This window comes from Pseudomonas fuscovaginae SE-1 (assembly GCF_000364705.1).
Classification (GTDB): Bacteria; Pseudomonadota; Gammaproteobacteria; order Pseudomonadales; family Pseudomonadaceae; genus Aquipseudomonas; species Aquipseudomonas fuscovaginae_A.
Map to the genome: position 1 here is coordinate 1 of NZ_AQOH01000154.1, position 3730 is coordinate 3730.

4 protein-coding genes and 1 pseudogene are annotated in these 3730 nt (G+C 55.5%); 3 read left to right on the forward strand and 2 right to left on the reverse strand.

The genetic code is table 11. The features are described from left to right. Positions 1-220: pseudogene (locus K675_RS30820) on the forward strand (hypothetical protein); the annotation flags it as partial. After that, positions 217-1746 carry a conjugal transfer protein TraG N-terminal domain-containing protein gene (locus tag K675_RS0115565; protein ID WP_017904428.1) on the forward strand — a complete coding sequence of 510 codons (1530 nt, stop codon included), beginning with the start codon at positions 217-219 and terminating at the stop codon, positions 1744-1746. The pseudogene K675_RS30820 and the gene K675_RS0115565, both read left to right, overlap by 4 nt. Before the next feature lie 2 nt (positions 1747-1748). On the opposite strand, the gene K675_RS0115570 is transcribed toward K675_RS0115565, so the two are convergent. Next, positions 1749-2267 carry a DUF3742 family protein gene (locus tag K675_RS0115570; protein ID WP_232434439.1) on the reverse strand — a complete coding sequence of 173 codons (519 nt, stop codon included), beginning with the start codon at positions 2265-2267 and terminating at the stop codon, positions 1749-1751. Between the two features lie 329 nt (positions 2268-2596). Between K675_RS0115570 and K675_RS0115575 the strand changes: the two genes are divergently transcribed. Further along, on the forward strand, positions 2597-2950 hold the full coding sequence (locus tag K675_RS0115575) for a DUF6124 family protein (RefSeq protein WP_026145226.1): 354 nt from the start codon (positions 2597-2599) through the stop codon (positions 2948-2950). A 47-nt stretch (positions 2951-2997) separates the two neighbouring features. Here the strand turns inward: K675_RS0115575 and K675_RS33020 are convergent, their stop codons facing one another. Further along, a complete protein-coding gene (locus K675_RS33020; RefSeq protein WP_017904431.1) occupies positions 2998-3141 on the reverse strand; it encodes a hypothetical protein in 144 nt (47 codons plus the stop codon). Positions 3142-3730 lie beyond the last annotated feature (589 nt).

Consider the following 3730-nt stretch of genomic DNA (forward strand, 5'->3'; position numbering starts at 1 on the left):
TTTAGGAAAAACCGGAGAGGCGACAACTATCCTGACACCGGGGGCCCGGATCATCCTCTTCGCTTTCGCCGCCTGGGGATGGGTGTGGTTTCGGCGCAGAACACTCCAGGTTCAGCCGGCCTTTCTCAAACGCCTGAGAAGGGCTGAATTGACCGCTGTCCTGGGCATCCTGCTGATCGAGCTGATGCGGATCCTGGCGCTGTGGGGGGAATTGGTATGACGCTCTATACCAACGACTACCTCGAGTTCTACCTGACCCTGGTGGGCTGGTTGGTCAGCAACGGGATCTGGAATGCGCTGATGGACTCAGGCTTCTTCGCACTGCCCTTCCTGGTCATCATGCTTCAGGAGTGGTTCAAGGCCCGAGAGGATGGTGGAGGGGCTGATATGGCACTTGCGGCCACTGCCAGCATCGAGCACCGCCTGTGGTTGGCGACCGCAGTGATCATGTTCGCCGGCGTGCCCTTCATCATCGTCAGTTTGGATACCCTGAGGTTTGACGAGAGCCGCTCGCAGCAGTGTCAGTACCAGCAGCCTCTGCCCCAGAACACCGGGTGGAGCAAGACCTTCACCACCTTGAACGGTCAGAGCGCCAAGGTGCCTGTCTGGTGGTTCTTTGTGCATTCAGTGTCCAAGGCGATAAGCGGTGCTGCGGTGGCCGCCATTCCCTGCGGGACGGATCTGCGTCAGATGCGGATGGAGATGAACAACGCCCGGCTGAAGAACCCGCTGCTCGGCCAGGAAGTGGCCGACTTCACCAACGACTGCTATGGCTACTCCCGGGCCAAGCTCTTCATGACACAGCCTACCTTGACCGAGGAGCAGACCCACGACATCGACTGGATTGGCTCGCAGTATTTCCTGGAGAAGAAAGGCTACTACGACACCTATCACTCCAAGACGCCAAGATCCCGATGGCCCTACGATCCAGTGCGGGATGCAGGCTTGGCACAGGTACCCGGCAGTGGCGGCTACCCGACGTGTAATCAGTGGTGGAGTGACAACGACAAAGGATTGAGAGGCCGGATACTGGCCGAGGTCGATAAAACCTTGGCGGAGCGCTTCGTAAAGTGGGCCACCTTCTCCACCGCAGACAAGGTGAACGACGCACTCATTCGGCAGTTGGTGTCACCCAGGAATCAGAAAATAACCCAGGGCCAGGTCTACACCGATTACGGCGGACGGATCGGCCCTTCGATTCCAGACTTTGCAGCGAGGGTGACGGGGGCAGTCGGAACGACCATGGGGACGCTGACTAACATGCCGGCGATGGATGTGGTGCGCCAGGCGCTGCCGATGGTGATGGCTTTCCTGAAGATGGCACTGGTGATCTGCATTCCTCTGGTTCTGGTGCTGGGCAGCTACGACCTGAAGGCGCTGGTCACCATCTCGGTGGTGCAGTTCGCGCTGATCTTCGTGGATTTCTGGTTTCAGTTGGCGCGCTGGCTCGACAGCACCATCTTCGATGCCCTGTACGGGTTCGGCTCGCCGCATGCGAACCTGAACCCGTTGATGGGGTTGAACAATCAGCAGGCGGACTTTCTGCTGGGGATTGTGATGGGAGCGATGTTCATCATTCTCCCATCGTTTTGGATGTCAGCATTAACATGGGTAGGAATGCGATCGGGCCAAACCCTAAAAGGTTTGACAGAAGGAACTAGCACCCCTCATCAGCTCGGGGGCTCAGGAAAGAGCACCCTGCAGAGCGCCATACAGAGATCACTCAAAAAGAATAAGAGAGATTAAGTTTAATCAAATTTGTGAAATGCTGGATCATTAATGTTTTCAGGGGAATAAGGATCAGGAAATAGCTGATCTCCATCCATCCAAACATGTTCCCCAATCTCTTTTCCTCCTTCTGAACTGCTAAGCAATATTTCCTTGCAAAGGATAATTCCTATAACTGCGACCACAACCCAAAACGCTAGATATAGGAACACACCGATCAGGGAAAGCCGTATCAGCCCACTCAGCAAGCTCGCCAGCGTGGCGGGCATGCCTTTCTTCAGCATCCAGCGAATCACCGGCTCCTCAAGCCTGCGGTAGCGGGCCGAGAGCCGGCCAAAGACGAAACCTATGCGGTAGGTAAATCCTTTTTTCTTTTTTGCAGTAGCCATGCTTCCGACCTCGCGATTGAGATTCCTCTCGCCGTACAACTTGCCGGTACGACGCTCAATTGAGCTTGGCAGAGGGGCTGAATGAGGGCTTGTAGGAATATTCCCAAATAACGGTAGATTTGGCAGCAAGAGTGAAAAAGCGAGATTCATTCAGCTAACTGCCAGATAACTCTCTTTCCCTTGAGTGAAATTTCCGAGACAATTCCAAGTGCTTGTTTTGTGCTCAATGTCGCCGTTAGTCTTCGGCCCGTCACTGCTCATCAGTGATCGGGTTTAGCAGCCTGTTCTGCACTTTGATTGCGCAAAACGACACCTCCTGAGGTTCTTTTAGATCCTCGGCTTTATGGTGGTCGTGCGCGGGGCGTCTTCGGGCGCGCCGGTTTCCAAGTGCACCGGTCTGCTAACCCGCGTACGGCTGCCACCTCTCGTTTAGCAGCGATGGTGATAGCTCCCAATCAAGCACTTGGAGTTATCGAATCATGTTCAAAGCAACTCCCAATCCGCCAGCGAAATCAAAGGCGGCAAATATTGATTCCCGTATCGCCGACCGGGCGCTGGCTCATCACAACCTCGGGCCGGAGGCGAGTGCAGATCCCACTCCTATGCCCGCTGCGGTAACACCTCGTGGCTCATCTGTGCTGCTCGACCAAGAAGGGGCCCTGGTCGACATCCACTCGATCCTGCAGTCAGCCGCGGCCACGGCCTACGAGAACGCCGACAACCAGACCGGGCCCAATCGCAAGGTGGCGATGGGCGTGGTGCACCTGATTGAGCTGGCGCAGTTGAGGATGGATCAGGTTCTGAATGGGCCGGCGGTCAGCGCCAGCAGTTGATCGTTCGAGCGCGTGAAAAGCGGGAAGCAAGAACACAGCTTCCCGCTCTAGTCGTACCAGTCAAGCTTGAGGCCGATGGCCTTGCGGAAGCTGTCCAGGGCCTTCATGTACTCCTCTCTCTCGAACGAGACGGGAGGAACACCCTCGAACCAATCGACCTCGGGGTCAGCGTCATAGATCCAGCCGCGCATCACACCGGATCGTTGCCAATGAAAATGCTCTTGATCCTATACCTGTACCGCAACGACAGTGCAGCTCAGGAGTACAGCTCGCCTGCGCTCATCGATTGGCTCAGCGGCAAAAAAGCCTATTCCGCACGACGGTGCCGGGGGTGGATGCCAGTGCATTCAGATAGGGACTGCTGCGATGGGAAAGCACTGATCATTTTCCCCGTTAGCCCTACACCCCGACTTTCCTGACTAGAACTGGCGTCGGGACCAGCCTCTCTTTACCTCACTATCACAATAAAGCTGCCTGAGTCGCTGAAAAAGCGAGGCTGAGTCGCTCGGAGGCCCAGGCACAGAATTTACTGGACACCGTAATGGCATATCGCTAGCTTTCTTGACAGGCTGGGCGTACATCTTGGCGAAAACCTCAGTCTATCGCCGTCTTCTTGAGCCAGCACCTAAACCGGCTTACCGAAAGAAAAAAGGCAAAGGAATGCACACAAGTGCTCATGGACACGCTATGAAACCACTGATCAAATACTATAGATCAACTTGCTCTAAGCCAAAATTTCAGCTCAACGAGCCGAACATCTTGCCTGGAACTAGCCGTTCC